We start from the raw sequence: 24,425 nt of genomic DNA, 5'->3' as shown, positions 1-24,425 counted from the left end.
GCTACTTCTTATGCGTTCGGATCCTCGCGATCTCCTCGACATGCCCGTAAAGATGCAGCCCCTTCGACACGCCGATGAGGCTGCCTGAGCCGACACCGATCTCGCTGGCCATCCACTGCTTCAGCAGCTCGAGTCCGGCCATGTTCACGGGGAAGCCGCCCCACGCGTCCCAGCTGCGGAAGTAGACGATGAGGTGCAGCTTGCCGTAGCGCACCCGGCAGTCGATCAAGCGCATGCAGGGCGGGTCGTAGCCGATGCCCTGATTGTCGTGCACCGCGATGTCTTCGGGACGGCCGATCTCGATGGTGGCCTGGTTCGTGTTGCCGCCCGAGTCGCGCAGCATCCGTACCGCCCAGTCGATCTGCGGCAGCGTCAGGCCGAGTAGGTCGTCGGTGACCGGCCACATGATGCGCTGGCCGTAGGTGTACTCCTCGTTGGCCTGCAACTTGTCGTTGAGCAGGTAGCCGGGGAAGTACTCACACTTCACGTAGTCCTCATCGGCGAGGGGAGGGATGCCCAGACCGTCGGGGATGATGGGCAGCAGCGGGCCGTTGCCCGGATCCTTGATGTGGACGGTCGCGAAGTCGAGCTCGATGCGGTCGGTACCTTCGTAGCTGCCGCGTTCGACTTCGTAGCGGTAGCCGTGCGTCATGATCGCGTCGATGACCTGGAACCATGCGTCATCGAGATCGCGCGCGGTGATCTGGACGGGCAGAAGCTCGTTTTGCTCCATGTTCGACCTCCCCAAGTCGCCTGCCGCCGACACTACCAGATGTGTGCTCGAGACAGTGCCCGTTGGCTGGGTCCGAAATCGCATGGTATGTCCTCAGCGCTCAACCGATCGGCTGGGCGTGACGATACACGTCGTAGAGCTGCCGCAGTGCGATGGGGCGCGCAGCGGCTACCCATAGGTGGACAAGGGAGGCGTCCGATGTTTTGTCGGCATCGCGTGGCAACGTATCTTGTGCTGGTTGGCCTGCTCGTCGCAACGGCGACAGCCGCGTCTGCTGCGGTGACGCCCAGCGTCAAGAGCACCGCCCAGCTCACGTCAGTCCGCCACGCCGCAATGCACGGTTCCGCGCAGGACATCGACGTCTCCGATACGGGCGTCGTCGCATATCGGGTCGGCACTTCGATCGTGTGGTACGACCCGGCGATGGATGCCACCACCACGATCACGGGTACCTGCGATTCAGCGTTATCGCCTGCGATCCACGGCAACACGATCGTCTACGTTGGCGTGCATAACGATCACGACAACAACCCCGCGACCAGCTCGGCGTGGGCGATTCATGCCTACAACATCAAGACCGGAAGCGACGCTGTCATCTCGCCCTACCGCATCGGAAATGACAGTGATCTGGGGCAGCCCGATGTCTGGGGTGACCGCGTCGTGTGGGCCTCACGAATCGCCACGGCCCAGCCCGAGATATGGGAACGCGACTTGGGTACCAGCACCGCAGCGCGCGTCATCGTGTCCAACGACGACATCGCCGACTCTCTCGGCAGGACGAACGTACCCGCCGGCGCCCGGTTGGCGCCGCGCGTCCATGGAACAGCTCTCGCGTTCCTCGGGGTGCCAACGATTGAGGGAGCGGGCCGTATCGACATGTACACATGGCTCCCCGATGCCGAGACCCCATATGGCAGAGGGCCGGTCGAGACGCGGACATCACTCGAGGACTTCGACGGTCAGTACCTGCTTGTATCGGTTCCGAGTGCTCCGGCGCTCGAACGCTACGAGGAGCGAACGAATCGCTCCGTCGCGCTGTCCGGCGTATCGCACGGGGCGCTGGCCGGCCCAAACATCCTAGTGCTGTCCCCGTTCTCGCTCTACAACCCGGGCGCAGGTACGTACTCAGCGATAGGGCTTGGCAGCTACGCCTCGGTCACGGCGGTCGCGTACTCCGGCGGGCGGCTCGCCGTCGCGGCGCCTAGTACCGGCGGCAACGACCTCCTCGTGGGCCGCGTGCTTGCACCAGCGGTGACGCTTGCCGCAGTCCCCACGGCGAACTACGGCGCCGCGGTCGTACTCCAAGGCGTTGTCACGGACGAGGAACTGCCGGTCGCGGGGGGCGTCGTCACATTCGAGGCGTCGCATGACGGCGGCTCGAACTGGACGTCGATAACCGGTACGGCGACACCGACAAGCGCGTCTGGCGCGTATTCGTGGACAAGCCCGCAGCTTACGGTCTCGGCACGTTATCGCGCCGTCTACAGGGGCGCGGCCGGACCGATTCCCACCGCCGCCCGGCACGTATCGGGTATGAGCGCCCCGATTGCCGTCAATGTGCGCCAGGGGTTCTCGAAGCCGACGGTCTCCGCCACGCGGATCGCGCGCAACAAGTACGTCACCGTCGCAGGCTCCCACCAGATGCTCCGCGGCGCCGAGACGTATCGCATCGAGCGACTGCGCTACGAGCGCGGCAGATACCGCTCGAAAGGTTTCACCTCCGTCACGCTCGATCCGCTTCGTTGGCGCTACTCGCGCCGCATCAAACTCACCCAGACCGGTAAGTGGAAGTTCCGCGCGGTCTCTGCAGCCAGCACGTGGCACGCCTCGACGCAGGGCCCGCTCTCGAACACAGTGACGGTGCACTGACGCGTCGCCCGGTCGTAAGGCGGGCTCAGGCGGTAACGCCTACCAGATGTGTGCTCGGTCCTCGGCCGGCAATGCCATCCGCGACCCGGGCTTGATCGAGAACGCCTCGAGGAACGCCGGTGTGTTGCGCAGGGGCGCGTTGACTCGGTAGCGCGCTGGCGAGTGCGGATCGACGTTGACGAGCAGGCGCGCGTACTCGGCGGTGTAGTTCGTGCGCCAGACCGTGGCCCATGACAGGAAGAAGCGCTGGAGAGGCGTGAAACCATCGATCGGCTCAGCCGTCAGCCCGCCGGCTTCACGAAGTGCAGCGAGTGAGACGGATAGACCGCCCAGATCAGCGATGTTCTCGCCAAGCGTGAGCCGCCCATTGAGGTGCAGCTCGTCGGCGACCTCGTACTCATCGGCCTGGGCGACGAGCACGGCGGCGCGGCGATCGAACTCGGTTCGGTCGGTCTCGCTCCACCAGTCCCTCAGCGAGCCGTTCTCGTCGAAGTGGCTGCCCTGATCGTCGAAGCCGTGGGTGATCTCGTGCCCGATAACGGCCCCGATCGCACCGTAGTTCACCGCGTCGTCGGCGTCGGCATGGAAGAACGGCGGCTGCAGAATGCCGGCAGGGAACACGATCTCGTTGAGGAGCGGGTGATAGTAGGCGTTGATCTGATGAGCGGGCATGGCCCACTCCGCTGAATCGACCGGCTCCTCGAGTCGGTCCATCTCCCGCTCGAACTCGAACCGCGAAGCGGCCAGTCGGTTCGCCGCGTAGGAGTCGCGCGTGATCGAGAGCCTGGAGTAGTCGCGCCAGGTATCGGGATAGCCGATCTTGTACGAGAATCCTGCGAGCTTGGCGAGCGCCCGCTCCTTGGTCGTCGCGCTCATCCACTCCGCGCCCCGAATCGCTCCGCCCATCGCCGAGAACAGGTGCTCCACCATCGCCTCGCACCGGTGCTTCGCATCCTCCGAGAACGCCTCTGCCACGTAGAGCTGGGCGACCTGCTCGCCGATATCGGCACCAGCGGCATCGAGCACGCGCTTCCACCGAGGTCGCTGCTCCTGCTGCCCACCGAGAGTGCGCCCGTAGAAGTCGAACGCCTCATCGACGAAGGCCGCACTCAGTGTTCCCGCGCACGCGCGCACGAGATTCCATCGCAGGTAGTCTCGCAGCGTCTCGACGGGAGTCTCGGCGAGTGTGGGCTCAAGCGCCTCGAAGAATCCCGGGTTGTCGACGCAGACGGTTGGCAGGGTGTTGCCGAGCTCAGCCGTGAAGCCCGAGAGCCCGAAGCCCGGCATGAACCCGTCGAGCGCCGATGCGTCGACGCGGTTGAGCGTCAGCGTCACGTCACGCATCTTCTCGGCGGGGTAGGACGCTTCGGCCAGGCGCGTCTCGAACGCGACGATCCGAGCCGCGATCTGCGCGGCGCTCGCCTCGTCTTCCCCGAGGTTCACGAACTGCCGCTCGATATGTGCGGCGTATGCGGCGCGAAGGGCCGACGAGCGCTCGTCGTCGCGAAGGTAGTAGTCCCGTTCCGGCAGGCCAAGACCGCCCTGGCCGAGGTAGACCAGGTAGGACATGGAGTTCTCGAAGTCAGGGGCCACGCCCGCCGAGAAGAACGCGCTGATGCCGGTCTTGGCGAGGTCCCGCGTGACGACACGAACCGCCGACAGATCGTGTGCTGCGCCGATGCGGGCAAGCCACGGCTCAAGCGGTGTTACGCCGGCCCGCTCGATAGCGCTCTCGTCCATTGCAGCGGCGTAGTAGTCGCCCACCATGCGGCTTGCCGAGTCGCTCGCATCCGCGGCCTCCGCCACACGCTTGAAGATCTCGTGTTGAAGCTCCTGGTTGCGTTCGCTGACCTCGTGGAATGCACCGTAAGCGCCGTACTCGGCGGGCACCGGATGGGCGTCGAGCCAGCCGCCGTTGACGTGGCGGAAGAAGTCATCGGCGGCGGGGACTGCGGGGTCGAAGTTGGCTGGGTCGATGGGTCGCGAATTCGGGGTCACCAGAAAGCTCCGATCAGTCGTCACGACAATGAGCACATCCGAGAAGAGTGTAGCCGCCATCACCCGATGAGAGATGGCAAGCGATGGTAGTGAGCGGGTGATGTTGCCGATGGTTAGCGTAAGCGAAATTCGGGGTATCCAACCAACTATCGCGATGCCGGTCGCGTCCATACCGAGGGGAATTGGGGCCCTCGGCTCTGTCGGCATCCGCGCGATGGTGTGTGGGATGGGGTGCCGCGTGAGGCAGAGTGCCAGGACAATCAGGGGGGCTGGGCGCTACATCGCCGTTGCGGTGATAGCGGGCGTGCTGCTGATTGCGGCCGGATTCCACTCCATGAATCTCGCGAGCGGCCCCCGCGCGCGGTCGGTTGATCAGCCGGGTCTGGGCGGTCGAGAGAGCGCGAGCACAGTCGAGCTCGCCGCGACCGTGCCCGACACACAGCCGGTGCGGTCTCTCGTTGACCGGCTCACGCCGCGCCTCTTGGCCAGTCAGCCGATTCAGGCGGTCGCACTTCCCGCTCACTCGACTGCGGCCACGGCGAACCTGACGGCATGGAAACTATCGAGCGCGCGTGTGCGCGCGAAGGGAACGACCGCTGATTCCTCGGAGGGGGAGCTTGTCCACGACCGGGTGTTTGAAGCGGTCGCTACCTCCGAGCAAGGCGAGACGGCTCGCTTCACGGTCAGCCTCTCCCAGTTCACCGCTTCTGACGATGCGCCTGTAGGGACCACGCCCGGCACGTACTACCTCCGGGGGTCGTGGCGTTTGGTGCCAGGCACCGACGCGAATGGCGGGCCGCCCGCACTCAAGGGGACGCTCTCGGCGTACTCCACGCACGAGATGCTCGCTTCGGAAGACACGGTTCAAGCCGATCTTGCGCTGCTTGGCGCCTACGCACCTGGCGCCATCACCGCCCGCACGGGGGTCTACTCGGGAACCGCAGCGTTCGAGGGGACGCTGTGGCTTCCGATCGCACAGTAAGCAAGCCCGCACCGGCACCACGGAAGGGGAGGGACCGACATGACCACCTACAGTCGATCAAGGGGCAAGAGGCGTGTCTTGCGTCGCGCGACGTCCCTTGCGCTGGTGTTCGCGCTGGTATTCAGCGTGACGCCGGCATTCGCGGATGTCCCGTCGAAGACGCCGCCCAGTCCCAGCAGAAGTGCGATGCCGATGCCCGGCACGCAGGAGCAGGAGCTGGGCAACATCACATTCCCGGCCCCGTACAACGTGTTCGAGTTCGCGGTCACCTGCCTCGCGTGCCACGGTGGCTCGGTTGACCAGAACGTCGGGCACGGCGGCAACTGGGCCGGGACCAACATGGCTTCGGCGGCCCGAGATCCGATCTTCCGGGCCAATGAGCTCATCGTCAACGACGCCGTTCCCGGTGCCGGTAACCTGTGTTTCCGGTGTCACAGCCCCAACGGGTGGCAGTCGGGCCGCTTCAACCCCAAGCTCAATGGTGACGCGCAAGGCGGCACCATGATGCACAGCATCCTGCTCTCCACCGACGACGAGGGGATCTTGTGCGAGGCGTGCCATCGCGTTATCGGCGGCGCCACTATGAACACGGTCCCCGGCTCGTCGTTCCCGTCGACAGATGCCGCGTTCAATCTGCTGGGTGGCGTCTACGACTGGCCGCACAGTGGCACCCCGTACCCGCAGGGCCCATCGGCCGGCGATCCTCTCGGCGATGCGACGCTGCAGTACATGGACGGCATGACGTACGGTGGCCCGCGCGGCGGCTCGGTTGAGACGACCTACGGCGAGGCGCCGAATGCCGGAACGAGCTACACCGGCCAGATCTACTCCGTGTACCCCGCGGGTTGGCCGGCTGCAGCCAAGATGCTGACTGACAGCAAGCGAATCGCTCTTGGCCTGCCCAAGTACAACTCGCTCGGCCAGGAGTACGCGTATAACCCCGATGGCTCGATCGCTCCGGTGTTCGAGGAGCCGGCAGACGTTCCGCGCAACGAGTTGGGTCAGAAGGATTACAACGCGCAGTCGATCTCCATCGAACACCCGACCGTGAAGGCCGACTACCAGTCCTCAAGCGAGTTCTGTGGCGCATGCCATGAACTCACCGTGCCGATCGGTACGGGCATGCCCGAGCAGCGCACGTACACCGAGTGGAAGTACAGCGACTGGGGCAAGGACCTGAACAGCGACGGCACCGTCGGCAAGACCGACGCCTCGCTCGCGGTGGTCGGTGGCGACAAGCGCTGCCAGGACTGCCACATGCCCAAGATGAAGCACGAGTACAGTGACGCCGCACCGGTGGCGCTGAACCCGGACCCGCTCTTCACGGGCTACTTCCCGTACGGAAAGGACCGCAACCCCGACGGTGGTACCGCATTCCATAAGTTCGCAGGCGCCAACATGCACCTACCGCAGATGATGAAGGTGCTCTACCCCGAGGTCGATCTCGAGGTCGTCGGCGCCCCGACGGGCGGCGACACACGCCTGTTCCCGGGCATGATGTCGGATCGTTCCAGCATGTGGGACCGCACCACGCGCAATACGCAGCTCTCCATGCGCGAAGCGGTCAGCATCGACGCGAGCATTCCGGTTGAGGTGTCGCCAGGCACCTATGAGGTCAAAGTCACGGTCACCAACAACACCGGCCACCGTGTGCCGAGCGGCTATCCCGACGGTCGTCGGATGTGGGTCTATCTCAACGTGATCGACACCGAGGGCGTGTCGAAGTTCGAGTCCGGCGAGTACAACGATTCCACGGCGGTCCTTGTCGACAGCCGCGCCACTTCAACGACGATCACCTCGGCTGATGAAGCCATGATCTATGAGAAGGTCACCGGTTCCGATGTGGATCTCGATGGCGAGTACATCGAGTCACCCGACCTGCTCAACCCCGTGGTCGTGTTCGACAACCGCATCCCACCGTCGGGCTTCGAGTCGGCAGCCTATGAGGCCGCTGGCGTGAAGTTCATCAACTACACCGACGAGCTCGTGAAGACGGGCGTGACTCCCTACACCGACATGACGCGTTTCGCATCCAATGTCGACACGCTCACGTATCGCTTCACCTCCACGCCAGGGCAGCAGCTCGCTGCTGTCGCGAAGATGCAGTACCAGTCCCAGACCCGTGAGTTCATGGAGATGCTCAAGGACGATCAGCCGGCTTCGTCACCGAGGCCGCAGGGTCCGCCGAGTCTCCTCTCGGGCAACTACCCCAACATTCCCAACTACCTGTCCGAGAACCCTGCCCTCGACTTCGCGAACACGACGGATCTCGACGGCGCTGCACTCGAGGACAACTGGGGCGGGCTCGCCTACGCGGCGTGGCTCAAGACAGGTATGGGCGCACCGTACACGTTCGATGTCGCTCGTAGTGGGGTCATCACCCCGCCGACTCCGCCCGAGATAACCGTGAGCAGCCCTCCGGGGAACCTCATTCTCGGCCAGACGATCGGCAACCCGTTCGCTTTGCAGCTCGACTGGAACCCGGTCGAAGGCGCTGACGGCTACGAGGTCTGGGTGCGCTACGGGGTGAGTGAGGACACCGCTTCGTGGGATCGAATCGCGCTCGTCGACGGTGCTGTCAACACATTCACGCATGAGGCGCTCAACGTGGCCAAGACCTACGGCTACAAGGTGGCGGCGTACAACTCCGCGGGCTCGACGCTCTCCAACGTCGTTGACGCGCAGACGCCGGTCGACCTGCCCATGACGCCGATGAACCCCAAGGTCTTTGGCACGACCTCGCGTACGGTCACGCTGACCTGGGACGATATCGCGGATAACGAGACCGGCTTCCTCATCGAGCGGCAGACGGTCAATGCCGACGGCTCACTCACCGCGTGGGCTCCCGTCGGTGTCCCAACGAGTGCAGAGTGCGGTCTGTTGACCACGTGGGGCGCGGCGTCGTGGACCGACACGAGTGCCGATCCGTCCAGCATGTACAACTACCGCATCGCGTCGTACAACGTCGCCGGCGCGTCCGGTTGGGCAACGCCGATCGTGATGGCTCAGACGCCGATCGATCCGCCGAGCGCGCCGGGCGCCCTGACCGCGACGCCTGTCGGCTTCACGCAGGTCAACCTTGCGTGGGGCGCGGCCACCGGCTCTCCTGCCGGCTACAACGTCTACCGGTCGACGACGGTTGGCCAGCTTGGCCCCAAGCTGCGGACGGTTGCCGGTGAGAGCTTCATCGACACCAATGTCGCCGGGGCGACGCACTACATCTACACCGTGTTCGCGTACAACGCGGGCGGTGAGTCGGCGACCGGAGCTTCCGCCGAAGCCACCACCCCAGCCCGTTCCGGCACCGTGACCGGAGTAATCACGAACAATGCGGTCCCAATCAATCGGGCCGTGGTGACCGCGTTCAATGCGACCACCGACACCTCGGTCAAGGGCGTGTTCACTGATGCGACCGGCCGCTACACCATGACCGGGCTTGCACCTGGCACGTACCACCTGCGATTCACCAACATCACTCCGTCGAGCCTGCAGCAGTACTACGACCACGCGTCGACGATCACGAGTGCCTCGGTGGTCACCGTGACGCAAGACTCGACACTCACGGTCTCGAGCGATCTGGCGCCGCCGGCCCCGCCGGCATCGACGACGATCACCGGCACCGTGACTGCGAACGGCACCCCGCAAAACAGGGTGGTCGTCACTGCATTCACCAGTGGGGGCTCGTATGTGAAGAGCGTCTTCACGAACGCCTCGGGGCAGTTCTCGATGACGTTGGCCTCCGGTGGCTCCTATAAGCTGCGTGCGACGGGCACCACTCCGTCGTCGCTGACCCAGTACTACCAGCGCAAGAGCAACATCACGCTCGCCGATGTGGTCACCGTTACGAATGGTGGCAGCCTCGGACTGACGTGGAGCCTGACCCCGTAGCGGGTCCGGTCAAGGACGAAGTATGGCGGGGCCCGGCGCGATGTCGGGCCCCGTCTGCGTACTCGGCGGAGCCTGAAGTGTGATGGATATCACACACGCTGCTGGTATGATGCCGCCAGGCTCCGACCAGGAGCGATCATCGACGTAACGCCACGCCCTTTACTCGCGACCGTTCAGCTTCAGGAGACACCGCGCATGAAGCACCGCTTCACCATGCTCCTCATGTGTGCGCTCGTCGCGACGGCGCTTCTGCCCTCCGCTGCGTTTGGCTGGGGCAACGGTGGCGAAGACAGTCTCGATGACCGGCGATGGGGCGCCCACGACTGGGCGGTGTGGCAGGCCTACGTCGCCGCCGGCAGCCCCGCGTGGTTCGACGTCGACGAGGCGATTCTGGCGAGCAACGATCCGGACTACGACGAGTCCGATCGAACCGACCACGGTTTCCAGACCGATCGCGGCATCGGCGGCGCGCCCTATCAGGTCGGCGAGCTGTATACCGCCGCGATCAAGGCCTACGAGGCCGGCGACACCACGCGCGCGAGCGCGATCATGGGCAGGCTCTCTCACTACTACGCGGACGTGTGCCAGCCCTTCCACACCACGTCGCCCGTCTCCACGTTCAGCTACATGCACACGCCGTACGAAGAGATCGAGTCGCTGGCGCACCTGAAGAGCCAGACGGCGATGCTGGTGCCGCGTGCCAGGCGCAAGCCGACCGACGTGCGGCTCATGACAATCAAGTCCGCCGAGGTCGTCCATGCTCAACTGCCGACGATCGTGAACAACTGGAAGCACGGTGGTATCGGCAACTCACAGATACAGGCCGTGACCCGCGTATGTCTGAGCCAGGCGGTGAACGGGCTGGCCGATATGATCGCCGCCGTTCCATCCGGTGCGGGGCAGGCCAGTGCGGCTGCCGAGTGGTCGGAGTTCGTGACGTACCGCCAGTACGCGGGGCAACACCGCAACGCTCGGATCGACGCGCGCGTCGTTGATGCTGCGGGCAACCCGCTGCGCGCGGTGAAGGTCGTCTTCATCTGGCAGTTCGCGAACGGCGCCCGCAAAGACACCAGGTTCACCGACTCCGACGGCCGAGTGCACAGCGTCCAGGACACCGGCAGCCAGCCGCTCTTCACGCAGTTCTGGGTGAGCGCGAACACCAGATCCGCCGAGCAGACGGTGACATCTCCGAGTCGCTGGTTTGTCACCACCCCGGTCCTTCGCGACGGGCTTGGCGGGTTCAAGACGACGCTCTCCAATCGCAAGCCCAAGCGCAACACCAACGTCACCGCTCGCGCGAGGTGCGTGAGCTCCTCCGGGCGCCGGGTCAAGGGCCTCCGCGTCCGGTTCGTGTGGAGCTTCCCAGCCGGGGATCTCGTTGAGTACGCCTACACTGCTTCCGATGGGATCGCGCGTTCCACTGTCAATGTGGGCGCGGCACCAAAGGGCAAGAGCATCTATGTCGCGGCGAGCACCACCGCCGGCGGGGTCATCAGGCGCTCGCGCCTCAACTTCTACCCGCAGTAGCGAGGCTGGCGAGCGCGAGTCGTCACAGTTCGGTCTAGTCGCAGTTCATCCCGATGTCGTGCATGACCGTCTGAGTCGCGAGTGCGCCGTCCCACAGGATGCGCGTGGTCGACGCCGTCGTCGGCAGCTGCTCGCCACTCTCTGTGAACAGACGCATCACGCCGGCGGGGTGCCTCACGCCGGTGTCGAGCACGGTTCTTCGTGCCTGTTCCACGTTGTCCCGCTCGCTCTCGCAGATGAAGTCCCGCATCATGCGTCCGACGAGATCTGTGTTGCTCGAAACGCCTAGTGCGGTTGCCAGCGCTTCGTTCGCATACTGGATGGTGCCGTCGATCGCCTCGACGACCACGCCGCTTGTGAGGTTGGCAAGCAGCGAGCGGTATCGGTCCTCGCTCTCGGCGAGTTGGCGCACCGTCCACTCGCGCTCTGAGACGTCAGTGACGAATGAGAGCATCGCGGGCTGACTATCGAGGAACATCGGGATCGAGGAGACCTGGCCTGCCGCGAACTCCCCCGTGTGCTTCCGAAGCTCATACGTGACAGGGGCGGGGCTATCGCCGGTGGCCACTCGCGCGAGGTCCGCCAGCGCCTTGGCCAGCTGCGGTGCCTGAATGAAGTCGAGCAGACTGCTTCCGACGATCTCGGCTTCGCTCTCGGACCCGTACATAGCCACGAGCGGCGGGTTCACCCAGAGGATCTTGCCCGTGAACGGACTCGCGATGACGATGGGTACGGGGACGTGCTGCAGGATCTTCAGGAGCTTGTCTTCTGGTCTCTTGGCCATGTGTGCCTCGTCTGTGAGCGACCGCTTCTGATTCAGTATCCTCGTATTCGCGCGACGTCTGGCCGGACTCGACCGCGAAACCTGCCGTTCGTCGGCGATATCTGCCGCTGGTCGCAGCGGAGTCGCTGGCCTGCGCCGCGCCCAAGCGACCACTTATCCTCAAACTCACACCGTTGGAGACATCCGTTGTGTGAATTAGTGCTGATTCGAGCACATTGACTACCTCCGATGCGCATACACCCTACGAAGGGAAAAGCGGAACGAAGTCACGCGCGACATCGTAAGGGGACGATGCCGCTTTCGTTCTGCCCGCTTGGTGTATGCCAGACACCTGCCTCTGCGCGTGCCGGGCTGCACCAGCCTCAACGGAGGAGTGGTCATGGTGCGGAGAAGCATTTGGCATCGCACGCGCAGTGCTCTGAGTGCGACGGCGGTGGCATCACCGCGACGCAGGAAGGCGCTGCTCTTCGGAGCGATGCTGGCAATCGCGATCACCGCACTAGGGGTGACGATTGCGCTGGCGGCACCGTCGTACACAATCAACTACTACGCTGATCCTATCGGCGGCTACATCTCGGGGGAGAGTCCACAGACCCTCAGCGGCGAGGACGTCGGAAGCCCGGTCGAGGCGATTCCTTACGCCGACTACGTCTTCGTCCAGTGGGATGACGGGACCACGGCAAATCCGCGCCAAGACAGTGGCTTGACGGGCGACATGGACGTGACGGCTCAGTTCGAATGGGTCGATCCGGGTGGCGGAGATCCCGGTGGCGGGGATCCGCCCATCCAGTACGCGCTCACGTACTTTGCCGGTGACGGGGGGACCATCTCAGGCGAAGCGCTGCAGTTCGTCGATGAAGGCTCGAGCGGCTCGACGGTCGAGGCCGTCCCCGATCCGGGCTTCGTCTTCGCTCGGTGGTCGGACGAGTTCGAGAACAACCCCCGTACGGACGTCGACGTGTGGTCAGACATCACGGCGACGGCTATCTTCGAGGCCGATCCCACCTACATCCAGAACCTGCGTTCCGAGTCCCACCCGAGCGAGTCGTTCTGGTCTCGCAATACGACGCCGACCTTCTCGTGGGACATGACTTCAGCTGCCCCCGGCTACTCGTGGGTGCTCAACCAAGATGGCGGAAGCGGGACTCTCGACTCCACGATCGACTCCCTCTCAGTGAGTTTCCCGACCCGAAGTGAAGTCGCGAGCTGGACCGACTACGGGTACCTCACACAGATGGAGTCCGGCGACCTGAACAACGACGGGCGTCCGGACTTCGTGGGAGTCATCCAGGAAGGTCAACGCAGGGTCGGCATCCTGTTCTCATCCGGCTCGGATTCCTTCGAGCCGATGCAGGCGATCCAGCTTTCAGGCACGACGGGATCGAACCCGCTCGGCGGCGTGGCCATCGGTGACGTCAACGAAGACGGATGGAACGACATCGCCGTATCGGACATGAACTCAGTACCGCCCCGCGTGGTGGTGCTGACGAGCGATCAGGACGGTACGTTCACCGAGGGCGCCGGGGTTTCGGTGCCGCTCTTCGATCAGCTTGGGCAGGTCGAACTGGTCGACATGGACAACGACGGCACGCTCGACATCGTCACGCAGGATCACGAGCGCGTGCATGTGTTCACGGGCAATGGTGACGCGACGTTCAATGCGCCGAGCAGCACCGACGCCCTCGGCTTCAACATCATGCGGTTCGACACCGGCGACATGAACGAGGACGGTCGCAAGGACATCGTCACGGCTGACTACAGCGGCAACTGCGTCCGAATCAGCCGCTGGAACGCCGACGGCACCTGGTCGACCGGCGGGGCAGTTCCTTCCGGCACCGGCACCAGCGACGTCGCAGTGCTCGACATCGATCGCGACGGCCATCTTGATGTCGTGAGCGCATGGGCCGGCGACGGCTCGTGGTCGTCCATGGGTGGCGCGCAGCGCTATCTGGGAGACGGCACCGGGTCGCTCGGCATGTGGTCGCAGTTCACCACATCCAGCAACTACCTCACGCGGATTTCCGTCTCGGACTTCAACCGCGACGGCTACTCAGACCTCGCGATTCTCGACTGGAACGTGATGACCAAGGGCGTGCATGTCTTCCTGAACAACGCCTCAGGCAGTTTCGGCCCAATCCACAGCGGCACGGGCGCCATCTCGGCGGCCGGCTTCGCTATCGCCGATACGAACGGTGACGGCATCGACGAGATCGTCTCCTCGATAATCGGTGAGCCGGACGCGGGGCTCGGCACCAATCGAGGCTACATCGAGATCGCGCGGCGCGGTCCGCTGGCCCTCACGGGGCCGGTCGGCGACGGCGTGCACTACTTCCATGTCCGCCAGATCGATTCGCTCGGTTCTGCGGGCGCCGAGGTGGACCGCGCGGTTCGCATCGACACGACCCCGCCAACGATGGAGCTAACCGGCGTCACCGACGGCGGGATCTACGCGTCGACTGAAGGCGCGGTCGCAAACCTCACGACGAGCGACGCAAACTCGGGTGTCGCGATGCTGGAGTGGATGCGGACGACAGACGTGCAGTGGAGTGGTGGAGAGAGCAGCTCGGTTTCCATCCCCATGCCGACTGACGATGGAGCGTATCAGTACGACTACCGGATGACCGACAACGCGGGAAACGTCGGGACAGGACACTTCCACGTGCGGATCGTCGGCGCTGTGACCAACTTCGCCTCTCCGACCAACCCCGATGAGGACCGCTGGTATCGATCCAACGACGTCAGGTTCACGTGGGATCTATCCGGAGGCGCGAACGCTGTCTCCTACGACCTCAACGACTCACCGGATGGCGGAGAGCTGAACGCCAGCCCCGACCCGCTTCCGCTCGGCTACACGCTCACGTCGATGAGCGCCGGTGCCGAGTTCCAGCATGGCGAGGTACAGCACGGCGACTTCAACAACGACGGCATCGGCGACATCGTCTACGACAGCGGCAGCGTCAAGACGATGCACGGCAGCGGTGACGGGACCTTCTATCTTGCGTACTCCGACTACAACGGGAACAGCGGGTCTCTGTGCGTCGGCGACTTCAACGAAGACGGAATCGATGACTTCTTGTATGGCGGCTTCGACACGTACTGGACCCTCTATCAGAACAACGGCAACGGTGCGTCCTATACGAAGAGGCAGATATTTGGCGCCCGGGTCATGCACGACGCGCAGGCCGCGGACTTCAACGGCGACGGGCACCTCGATTTCGTCGCAGCCGCAGGAAACAACGCCAAGTACGAGATCTTCTTCGGCAACGGCAACGGCACGTTCGACGAGGCCGTGGAGTATCAGGCGCCAGCGGCGGACTACAGGGCCCTCACGGGTGACTTCGAGGGTGACGGCGATCAGGACGTTTTCCTCGCGTCGCCGGACAATAGGAATGTCAGCCTGTTCCTTAACGACGGTACCGGCGTGTTCCCGACGTACGCATCCGCCGATGACGTCCCGGTGCAGGGCACCGTGGATGTGGTCGAGTGCTGGGCAGTCGGCGACCTGAATGGCGACGGCTACCTCGACGTCGCCTGCAACCGCAACAATGGCTCGGTCCTGCGGGTGCTTGAGGGCTCAGCGTCCGGGCTGGGGTCGGCGGCAACCGTCGGCGATGGGAACGGCAGTGTGAGCACCTTGGTGCTCGAGGACTTCAACAACGACGCTGCGCTCGACATCGGTATCACACAGGGGGGCTACTTCAAGGTCCTTGCGAACGACGGCCTCGGCAACTTCCCCGACGCTTGGGCTGGTCTGCGGCAGTGGTCCCTCACCGACAAGATCGTGGCAGCGTTCGACTGCAACAACGATGGGCGTACGGACGTGGTCGCGTCGCCGTGGTACTACGGCGGCTTCGCCTCGCTTCTGAGCGACGGCGCGAGAGTGGGCTTCACAGGAGTAGCCGACGGCGAGCACTACTTCCATGTCCGCGGTGTCCGCGGCGCGACGGCCGGTCCGGTCACGACCCATCGCGTTCGTGTCGACGCCAATGACCCGACGGTCACCATCAGCGGTGCCGTCGACGGCGAAGGCTTCCTGCCCGAGAGCGCTCCGACCCTTGCAGTGAGCGCACTCGACTCAGGCTCAGGCCTTCGCGACTTCAAGTGGCGCGCTGTGGGCGAGCCATGGGCAGACGAGGCTGACGCAGCGGTAGACATCACCGTTCCGAGCGAGCCGGGGTTCTACCGCTATGACTTCCAGGCACGCGACATCGCGGGCAACGTGCGGTCGTTCCGGTTCAGCGTGACCATCTTCGGCGAAATCTCCGGCGCGAACGTCGATGGGCTCGCACCTGACCAGTGGACGTGGAACACGAACCTCGTCGGCTATTGGGACAATCTCCTCGGTGCTCACGCTTACTCGCACGAGGTCAGTTCCGACCCGGCCACCGACACGCTCGATACCACTGCCGACCCGACCGATCGCTACCTCATTGAGGCAGGCACCATCGCGGCCACCGGCAACCCGGCCAAGTTCCTGCTCGTCGACGTGAGCAACGACGGCGTTGACGACATAGTCACCGCCGACTCGGCCGAGAACCGTATCGGCGTGCAGATCGGCAACGGTGACGCGAGCTTTGGAGCAGAGCAGCTTTACTCGGCGGCCGACACCGGATTCGATGCGATGTCGCTGCTCACGTCGGGCGACTTCAACGATGACGGTTGGACCGACGTTGCGAGTGCCGGGACGGAAGAGTCGCCTGACCTGCTCGTGTTCCTCAACGACGGGGCGGGCGGGTTAGCGTCGGGCGTTCACTATCTCGCGGGCAGCTCATACTCCGTAGACATCAAGTGCGCGGACTTCACCACGGACGGCACCCCTGATCTGCTGCTCGTCAGCCTTGACGGCGGCTACACGATCCTGTCTGGCGCGGGGGATGGCACCTTCGGCCCCGCCGAGTACCACGCTATTGCTGCCACTGGCGGCGTCTGCGGCGCTACCTTCGGTGACTACAACGGCGACGGCTTGCCGGACTTCGCAATCGGCTGCGGTGACTACCGCGTGCGGATCTATCTCAACGCCGGCGGCACCTTTGAACTTTCAAACGAGATCGTTCTCTACGACTACCTGACCCGAGGAATGGTGTCGGGCGATATCGACGGGGACGACAAGGACGACATCTTCGTGTGGTCGACGACCGGCTTCTACTACCTGCCGCCTTACGTGATTGCCAGTGGTTCAGGGTTTAGCTCGCTGCATCCGATAAACATGGCTTCCGACCCCGGGCTCACTGACGCGAAGATCGCCGATGTCAACGGTGACGGCGCCAATGAGATCGTCTACGTGAACTCGGTGTACGGCAGTGTCCGCGTCGTCGCTGGAAACCCGAGCAGTGGTTTCGAATTCGCGGACACCCTCTGGACGCCGCAAGCTTCGCAGATCGCAGTAAGCGACCTCGACGGCAATGCGACCGTCGAGCTGATGATCTCGAACGCCTCAACGTCTGAACTCTACTGGTACAAGATGGACAATCCGCTGCACTACTTCGGCTCCGCCCCCGACGGTACCAACTACTTCAAGGTACGCGCGGTAGGATCCAACGACTCTGGTGGACCCGTAACGGTCGTGCCCTTCCACGTCGATACCGCGTACCCGACGGTATCGCTCGAGGGCATGGCTGACGGCGGCACCTACATCGCCGCAGAAGGGGCCCTGGGCCGAATCGTGGCCACGGATCCCAATGCGCCGGACTGCTCCGGTATCGCGTCGGTCAGCTACGAACTCGTGGGCGGACCTGACGGCGAAATCACCGTGGAAGGCGACACGGCTACGGTGCTGCTGCCGACGACGCCTGGTTCCTATACCTACAACTGGGGGGCGACTGACAACGCCGGCCTCACAACGGGCGGCATGACAACGTTCCTGCTCGTCGATTCGGCTACCGGGCTGAAGTCCCTGACGCACCCTGATCCCAACACCTGGTACAACAGCAACCGACCCGGCTTCGCCTGGGACCAGATCCCCGGGATGGACTTCTCCTTCGAGATCACCACAGCGGCCGGATCCACGCCTGATCTCATCGGCGATGCGTTTACGCGCGGGATTCTTTCGCAGCCCAGCCTGCTCCCCGGCCATCAGTACGCCGCCGACACCGAGTTCGCAGACATCAACAACGACGGACATCTCGACCTGCTGTGGCTCAACTCCGGCACCGACTGCATGTACCTTCGCCTCAACAACGGCTCCGGTGGCTTCGATGCCGAGCAGGAGTTCGATATCGGCACCAGCGTGACCGGCCTCGCGGTGGCCGATGTCGACAAGGACGGCAACCTCGACGTGCTGGTCTCGCTCTCAAACCAAGACGCCATAGGAATCTTCGAGGGTGACGGCCTGGGCGGCTTCACTCGTCGCGATGACGCTGATACAGGCTACGGCCCCAGGCAGATCGGCGCCGGCGATTTCGACGACGACGGTAACCTCGATCTCGTGGTCGGCACCGACGGCGAGTACTACGTTGGCGTCATGTATGGCGACGGCGCGTTCGGCTTCACCGCATACAACCGTGAAGACGCCTATGACGTGATTGCCCTCGACAACGGCTCCATGGGTGGTGTGACCGTCGGCGACTTCGACAACGACGGAGCGACGGACTTCGCCGCCAGCATTTGGGAAGGCATCGAAATTCGTCGGAACCAGGGCGACAGTTCGTTCGCGCAGTCGGTCATGTACGACTACGAGAACTACGCCTACAACCTCGTCTCGAGCGATCTGAACGACGACGGAACGACTGATATCGTCGCGACGGACAGCAACAGCAACAAGCTCACCGTGTACTTCAACAGCGAGCTCGAGCCCGGCATGTTCAACGGCGACGATATCCGGCAGTTTGCGGCCCATTCTGACGGCGACGTCGATGTCGCGCTCGGTGACGTCAACGGCGACGGCCAGCCCGACATCGTGACCTCGAACAACAACAACGCTGTGGTCTCCGTGTACGCCAACAACGGCGGCGACTTCTCGGACAGGACCGATTTCGACTCGGCCGGCTTCTCCGGCAACGGGGTGGCCGTCGGCGACTTCAGCGGCGACGGCTATGCGGACGTCGCTGGCGATTACGAGCACTACAACGACAACACCGGTGACTGGGAGTTCGGCATCCTCACGATGCGCGGCGGCAAGGCGCTCTCGACGATGCTCGCGAGGCCGGTCACCACGATGGACTTCGAACTGGGCAGCAGCGCCCGGTACATGACGACGGGTGACTTCAATAGTGACGGCTTCGAAGATGTGGCCTTCACCAACACGTACGACGACAGGATCTCGGTCCGCATCAACGACGGCGCGGGTCATTTCGACACCTATCAGCCCGACATCGCATCTATGCCGTACCCATCGGGCATCGTTGCGGCCGACTTCAACAAGGACGGCAGCGTCGACCTTGCGGTAGGCAGCAACACCGAGGGTATCGTCGGGCTCTACGTCGGGGACGGCGAGGGCGGCTTCGTGCTGGACGATACGGTCACCGGTCTACCGTCTGTCATGGAGATGAAGACAGGCGACTTCAACGGCGACACCTGGCCGGATCTTGTCATGGCCGGTGACGCAGGTTGGGAGTTCGCGACCCTCGTCAACGATGGCGCCGGTTGGTTCGGCGCGCCGAACTCCATCCCGCTGACCTACCTCGGCTCTGGTCGCGTCACGGTCGCCGACTTCGACGACGACGGACGCGATGATGTGGCAGCGACCTACGACGGCTTCGACTCCATGTACAACTCCTGGGGCACCGGCGTGTGCGTGGCGATGTCGACCGCTGAGCCGGGGACGTACGACACGTCCGAGTACTACGTGCCGAGGTCCGCTGACATCGCGTCGGCCGACCTCAACGGCGACGGTCAGATCGACATTGTGACCGACACCGACGACGGCACCGAAGCCGGGTTGCTGTGGAACAACGGCGAAGGATTCGATGAAGACGTCTACACGCAGCCGTTCGATGACGCGTGGGGCCTTGCTGTAGACGACATCAACGGGGATGGTCGCAACGACCTTGTGCATACCTCGTCGTACTCGAGTTTCATCTTGACCCAGCGCAACACGGGATCGACCCCCGTGTTCGATGAGGGCGAGCGAATCGCCAACACCACCAACAACAACTACGACATCGCAACCGCTGACTTCAACCACGACGGCTACGTAGACGTGGCGAATGTCGGCGCCGGCTGGGACGATGCCACCTCGCGAAACGTGAGCAGGCTGAACGTGTACTACGGCCAGGCGCCCGCGTCACTCGCGGAGTTCGGTCCGTTGGACGACGGCATCTACAACTTCAACATTCGGCCGGTCTTGGGTGGTGTGGGCGGCACTACGACATCCATGCAGGTCAAGATCGACTCCGGCGGACCCACGGTCGAGATGTCCGGTGTCACCGATGGCGGCGCCTACAGCACCGCACAGCAGGCGGTCATCACCGCCAGCGACAGCGGGGCCGGCGTGGACCGCATCGAGTGGCGTGTCGGCACGGGAGCGTGGACACAGGTCGAGGGTGACACCGCCACGATCGACATCCTGACCGCCCTCTCGGGCAGCTTCACCTATCAGTACCGCGCCTATGACCTTGCGGGCAACGCGAGCGACACCGGCAGCTTCACCGTCACGATCATCGGGCCAATCACCGGGCTCGTCTCCTCGAGTCATCCCGACCCGGGTGCGTGGTACAACAACCAGTGGCCGCAGTTCCAGTGGACGGCGATCACGGGTGCGCAGTACTCGTACTCGATCGATCAGAATCCGGCCGGTGAGCCCGATCTCGCCGGCGATGACATCGAGGGACCGACCCTGTTCGGCGCCGCACACACCTACGAAGTGGGCGACACTCCGCGTCGCGTCACGTACGGTGATTTCAACGAGGACGGCGCCCTGGACCTGGTCGTGGTGAATCGCGGCAGTTCGTCGGTGAGCGTACTGCTCAACGACGGCGACGGTTCGTTTGAGACGACACCGGCCGCCGAGTACTTCGTTGGCGACTCGCCCACAGAGGCCGTTGCAGACGACCTCGATGGCGACGGGCATCTCGATCTCGCGGTGACGAACAAGTACGACGATACCGTCGGTGGCGATCCAGGCAGCATCAGCGTGTTGCCGGGCATTGGAGACGGCACGTTTGGCAGCGAGACACGCTTCGATTGTGTGGCGCACCCGTATGGGATCACCAGCGGCGACTTCGACCGCAACGGGTCGATCGATCTCGCGATCGCCCCGAACGACGAGCCCACATTCACGGTGCTGCTCAACGACGGAAACGGCGACTTCTCTAACCGCAGTGACAAGACGCCGCCGAGCGACGCATCGGTCTACTGTGCGATCGGCACCGGCGACTTCGATGCTGATGGCCAGACCGATATCGCGTTCTCGACGAGAGGCAACGGCCTGTGCGTCGCACTCGGCGATGGCAACGGCGGATTCGACCAGGCGAACATGTCGTTCGTTGGTGTGCCGAACGGGTATGCCGAGGATCTGCGTGTCGGCGACATGAACGCCGACGGTCATCCCGATATCGTCATGACCGACTACGACGGCCAGATTGCGGTCTGCGTGAACAACGGTACGGGCGAGTTCACCGAAGGCGGCACGAGCTGGTACTCGATGCGCTACTCGTCGGAGGCGCTCACGCTTGGCGACGTGAACGGCGACGGATACCCCGACGCCATCACCGCGGCAAATGACGAGGAAGATGCGGATGTTCAGGTCTTCCTCGGCAACGGCGACGGCACACTCGCCGACCCTCAGACCGTCTACGGCAACAGTGGCGGACGCGGCGTTGTCGCAGCCGATCTTGACGGCGACGGCGTGGACGACCTCGCAGCATCCACCAGCAACAACGAACTCGCCATCCTGCTCTCGTCCGAGCATGCGGCTGAGGCTTGGGTGGGCCAGCTCACAGACGGTACCTGGTACTTCCATGTCCGCCAGGTCAGCATGGAGCAGGGCGGCCCTGTCTCGACGGTGCCTGTCAGGATCGACGGCACCTCTCCGACCATCGAGCTTGGTGGAGTGGTGGACGGTGGCGTCTATGCTTCCGGCTCGGCGCCTCAGGTCTCGCTTGTGGCGACAGATCCCAACGCTCCGGAGTGCTCGGGCGTCGTCCGTATCGGGTACACGCCGATCGACGGCGATGAGGTGATGGTGGACGGATCGTCCGCCACGTTCGATCTGCCAACCGCTCCCGGCGTCTACACGTACCGCTACTACGCGTGGGACGCTGTGTTCAACAGTTCCGGCTGGGACCGGATGTTCACAGTCACCATCGTGGGCGACATCACCGGGCTGACGTCCTCGACCCACCCCGATCAAGGCCAGTCCTACGAGACCACGATCGCGCGGCTGAACTGGAATCTGGCCAGCGGCGGCTCGTATAGCTACTCGGTCGACCAAGACCAGAACGGCACTCCGGATCTGACGACTGACACCATCAACGTGCCGATGCCGTTGGTGGACAGCGCGTCGTACTCGGCTGCAGATCTGTACTCGTGGGTCTCGGCCGTTGGCAGCGGCGACTTCAACGAGGACGGCCACGAGGACGTGGCCACGGGATACAACGGCAGCACGGGCGGCATCGGCATCAAGCTGAACCAGGGCGATGGTACATTCAGCGCCTCGTCCCCTGAGCATCTCTACACGACCAACACCGTGCCGCGTGAACTCCATGTTGTCGACCTGAACGAGGACGGCCATCTCGACCTTGTCTTCTACAACTATGGGTTGACCTACGCCGGAATCATGTTCGGCAACGGTGATGGCAGCTTCCAGGCGATGCAGACGCTCGCTGTGGGCAATACGTACGGCCTTGCGCTCGGCGACTTCAACAACGACACGCATCTTGATCTCGCGTTCAGCGACAGCTACGCCTTGAGCGTGGGCGTCTACCTCGGCAACGGTGACGGCACCTTCGGTACCCTCGAGCGGCCTACGCTGCCGGCCGGGCGCGTCAGCGCTGACAAGCTCGGATGTGCGGACCTCGACAAGGACGGTCGCGATGAGCTGCTCGTCGGTGCGCTCGACGACACGGTCTGGAACAACCACCTGCTCGTGCTCGACGGGGCTGCGGACGGCATGTTCACGGGCGCTACGCCAGTGGACTACACGCTCACGAACGGCGGGGACTTCATCGCAAGCGATTTCAATGACGATGGCAACCTAGACGTTGCGGCGGGTTCAGGTTCAAAGGTCGACGTGTTCCTCGGCGACGGAACGAATGGGCTGTTGCTTTCGCAGACGGTGAGTACCGGAAACAGCGAGTTTGTCCTTGGTGATTTCAACGGCGACCACACGACCGACATCGTGACCTCCGGTGGCATGGCAAGCACGATCGTGGTGAACTACGGCACCGGCGACGGCACCTTCGCGCCCGGCGCCACTGCAGCCGGTTACGCGTCATGGACCGACATCGCTGCATCCGACTTCAACGGAGACGGGCTGAGCGACGTCGTCGTGCCCGGGAGCGGCGACACGATGATGTGCTTGTTCGGCTCGGACAAGACCTACAACGCCGAGATCGGCCCGCTGGAGGCCGCCACCTGGTACTTCCACATTCGTCAGGTCGGTGGAGCGTCCGGCAGTGAACTGGGCGGCACCACGGCGACGTATCGGATCAATATCGGCGCCGGCGTAGTCACTCGCTCACTGGCGTTCCTTGCCGGCAACGGCGGCTCGCTCGACGGCACGGTGACCCAGTCGGTGATTGATGGCTCCGACGCTACAGCAGTCACCGCCAACCCGGCGGTCGGCCACCACTTCGTGAACTGGACCGGCACGGGTTCCTTCGAGACGACGACGGCCAACCCGCTCGTCGTGGGTCCGGTCACCGAGGACGGCACCATCACGGCCAACTTCGAGATCAACACCCAGACTCTGACCTATCTGGCAGGGGAGCACGGTCTCATCGACGACGGAAAGGGCACGACTACCGCATGGAGCCCGACGCTCGACTACGGCACAGACGGACCTGAGGTCGGCGCAGTGGCCGACCCCGGCTACCGCTTCGTCAAGTGGTCCGATGAGTCGACGGCGAACCCGCGCATCGACACCAACGTGACGGCCGATGCGACCTACACCGCGACCTTCGAGATCGACCTCGCATCGAACCCCGATACCTTCACCGCGCAGGCCAATGAGGTCACCACCGTGACGGCGCCGGGCGTGCTGGCAAACGACTCGGCCGTCACGAGTGTCGAGATCGTCGCTGACGCTGGCCACGGCCACGTGACGCTTGCGGCCGATGGTGGCTTCACCTACACGCCGGACACGAACTACGTCGGTACCGACACGTTCACCTACCGTGCTACGGATGGCAGTGAGTGGACATCGCCGGCGACAGTCACTCTTCTTGTCGCCCCGCGCACCCTCGAGACCATCGAGGGCACGATCACGGCCGGCGGCATCGGGCTGAACCACATCGTGGTCACCGCCTTCGATTCCACGACCGACCTGTGGGAGGCAAGCGTCTTCACCGACGCCAACGGCCACTACGCGATGCGCGTGCTCAACGGCTATCACCACATCAGGTTCACGCGTGCAGCCGATGGTGTGCTCGCTGAAGGCCTCGAGCAGTACTACCAGCACGTCAAGAAGATCGTGGACGCGCAGGTCGTGCGCAACCACGTCGGCGAGCGACTGGTGCTCTCAGACGACCTGACGCCGCTGGTCGACC

Annotated in this window: 8 protein-coding genes; 5 read left to right on the top strand and 3 right to left on the bottom strand. The window is 64.1% G+C overall.

Annotated elements, in window-relative coordinates; genetic code table 11:
- Position 1: 1 nt before the first annotated feature.
- Positions 2-733, bottom strand: coding sequence for a thymidylate synthase (locus tag HGB10_05130; GenBank protein ID NTU71185.1), 732 nt, complete (start codon positions 731-733; stop codon positions 2-4).
- 198 nt (positions 734-931) lie between these two features.
- Here HGB10_05130 and HGB10_05125 point away from each other — a divergent pair, with 198 nt between their 5' ends.
- A complete protein-coding gene (locus HGB10_05125) occupies positions 932-2,602 on the top strand; it encodes a hypothetical protein (protein ID NTU71184.1) in 1,671 nt (556 codons plus the stop codon).
- 39 nt (positions 2,603-2,641) lie between these two features.
- Here the strand turns inward: HGB10_05125 and HGB10_05120 are convergent, their stop codons facing one another.
- Entirely contained in the window at positions 2,642-4,600 is a 1,959-nt protein-coding gene (locus tag HGB10_05120) for a M13 family metallopeptidase (protein ID NTU71183.1), read from the bottom strand.
- A 238-nt stretch (positions 4,601-4,838) separates the two neighbouring features.
- Here HGB10_05120 and HGB10_05115 point away from each other — a divergent pair, with 238 nt between their 5' ends.
- The 3 genes from HGB10_05115 to HGB10_05105 all read left to right on the top strand — a co-directional run bounded on the left by HGB10_05115 (position 4,839) and on the right by HGB10_05105 (position 10,997).
- Positions 4,839-5,582 carry a hypothetical protein gene (locus tag HGB10_05115; GenBank protein NTU71182.1) on the top strand — a complete coding sequence of 248 codons (744 nt, stop codon included), beginning with the start codon at positions 4,839-4,841 and terminating at the stop codon, positions 5,580-5,582.
- A 39-nt stretch (positions 5,583-5,621) separates the two neighbouring features.
- Positions 5,622-9,470, top strand: a complete 3,849-nt coding sequence (locus HGB10_05110) for a hypothetical protein (GenBank protein NTU71181.1) — start codon at positions 5,622-5,624, stop codon at positions 9,468-9,470.
- 195 nt (positions 9,471-9,665) lie between these two features.
- Positions 9,666-10,997: a hypothetical protein gene (locus HGB10_05105; GenBank protein NTU71180.1), complete on the top strand. Its 1,332-nt coding sequence runs from the start codon at positions 9,666-9,668 to the stop codon at positions 10,995-10,997.
- Positions 10,998-11,031: 34 nt separating this feature from the next.
- Here HGB10_05105 and HGB10_05100 read toward each other — a convergent pair whose 3' ends face one another.
- A complete protein-coding gene (locus HGB10_05100) occupies positions 11,032-11,781 on the bottom strand; it encodes a PAS domain S-box protein (protein NTU71179.1) in 750 nt (249 codons plus the stop codon).
- A 379-nt stretch (positions 11,782-12,160) separates the two neighbouring features.
- Here HGB10_05100 and HGB10_05095 point away from each other — a divergent pair.
- The coding region (locus tag HGB10_05095) for a cadherin-like domain-containing protein (protein NTU71178.1) at positions 12,161-24,425 on the top strand (12,265 nt) is incomplete at its 3' end.

Source organism: Coriobacteriia bacterium, assembly GCA_013334745.1.
Lineage (GTDB): Bacteria > Actinomycetota > Coriobacteriia > Anaerosomatales > JAAXUF01 > JAAXWY01.
The sequence above is the reverse complement of the archived record's forward strand: the minus strand, read 5'-3'. Positions and strand labels throughout refer to the sequence as shown.

Excerpts from the sequence above, each read along its gene's own strand:
- HGB10_05130 (NTU71185.1), bottom strand. The coding sequence starts at position 733 with ATGGAGCAAAACGAGCTTCTGCCCGTCCAGATCACCGCGCGCGATCTC.
- HGB10_05125 (NTU71184.1), top strand. The coding sequence starts at position 932 with ATGTTTTGTCGGCATCGCGTGGCAACGTATCTTGTGCTGGTTGGCCTG.
- HGB10_05110 (NTU71181.1), top strand. The coding sequence starts at position 5,622 with ATGACCACCTACAGTCGATCAAGGGGCAAGAGGCGTGTCTTGCGTCGC.
- HGB10_05105 (NTU71180.1), top strand. The coding sequence starts at position 9,666 with ATGAAGCACCGCTTCACCATGCTCCTCATGTGTGCGCTCGTCGCGACG.
- HGB10_05100 (NTU71179.1), bottom strand. The coding sequence starts at position 11,781 with ATGGCCAAGAGACCAGAAGACAAGCTCCTGAAGATCCTGCAGCACGTC.